Source organism: Panacagrimonas perspica (assembly GCF_004364935.1).
Lineage (GTDB): Bacteria > Pseudomonadota > Gammaproteobacteria > Nevskiales > Nevskiaceae > Panacagrimonas > Panacagrimonas perspica.
Genome location: NZ_SOBT01000003.1, coordinates 1 through 1,383 on the forward strand (window position 1 = coordinate 1; position 1,383 = coordinate 1,383).

Here is a 1,383-nt window from a genome sequence, read left to right on the forward strand (position 1 = left end):
CATACCGCTTATTGAATCTCAGGTTCCAAGGCGCGCCATCGCGGACGGCGTGAGGAACTTGTTGTAGACGTCCTCGCCTTCCATCGCGTACTTGCTCTTGTAGCCCGACGGCAGGCTCTTCTCGTGACGGAAACGGGTCATACGACCCGACTGGATGTCGTGCGTGTGGCAGTAGATCCAGCTCCAATCCGGCTTGCCGTTGGCGTCGAGCACTTCGGTCTTGTCGTTCTTGTACTGACCAAAGCCCGGCTCGAACTGCTTCCAGATCGTGCCACGACGGTCGTACGTCACCTGCGACGGGAACATCATGTTGCGGGCGTCGACATAGACTTCCTTGCGACCGACCGGTGCTCGCGGGTAGCCCGTGGGCTCGGCCGAGAACACGATCGCTTCGGGGATCAGCTCCATCCACGTGTCGTAGAAGGTCTTGCCCTTCGGTCCGCCGTGAACCGTCTGATCCCAGGTCGGGTGCTTGCCGCCCGGCCAGTTGTAGTAACCCGAGATCGCACCCAGCATCGGGCCACGCTTGACGATCTTGTAGTTACCCCAGGTCAGGATCGGGTCGCCAGCAGCCCAGGCATCCGACAGGAAGAACGTGACGCCCGGGACCAGCGGCTCGAAGCGCTGGTTCGTCGGGAACTGACGAACGCGCTTGAACGCCGGGAAGTATCCGTACAGATCCGGGAACTTGCGCTGATCGTAGTACCACACCGACAGGAACGACGAACCCTTCGTGTCGTTCGGCGCGGTGAAGAACACCGACTGCAGACGCAGCTTGTCGCTCATGCCCTGGAACACCGTGCCGTCGTTGCGCACCGTCGTGTTCAGTTCGCACCAGACCAGCTCGTGGCGGTAGCCGACTTCACCGTCCGGGTTGAGGCTGTAGAACGGAATGGCGTACTGCGAGTAGTCGTGGCGGCCCCAGTTCAGCGTCAGGTTCGCCTGCGTCTGGAAGCCGTCCGTCGCATCCGGGAACGGCAGGCCGCCGATCCAGGGCTTCGAGGTGTCGCCATCGGTCCAGATGTTGCCATCCGGGCCAACCTTGGCGCGGCCCTTGTTCTGCAGCGTCTTCTGCAGATACGTCGCGTTGAACAGCTTCGTGACGTCCTTGTTGGACTGCACGATGTTGATGCGACGACCGTGCTTGAGCACCTGCTCATAGGCAATCGGCTCGAGCAGATCCTTCACCGCCTCGACGTTGTCCTTGGTGATGACATCGCCCGGCTTGATCTTGCCCTTCGTGTACATCTCGATCGACAGCAGCTCGTCCGGGTAGGCCTTGCTGATGTCATCCGCCGAATTGGCGATCGTGGGCCACAACGGCGCGAGCACACCGGCTCCCGCACCCGTGGCCACCTTCTCCATAAAGGAGCGGCGACTGTA

At 61.5% G+C, this 1,383-nt stretch carries 1 protein-coding gene; it reads right to left on the reverse strand.

Annotated features, from left to right (window positions below):
• Positions 1-18: 18 nt before the first annotated feature.
• On the reverse strand, positions 19-1,383 hold a 1,365-nt coding region (locus tag DFR24_RS00035; RefSeq protein ID WP_210772659.1), incomplete at its 5' end, for a DUF1329 domain-containing protein.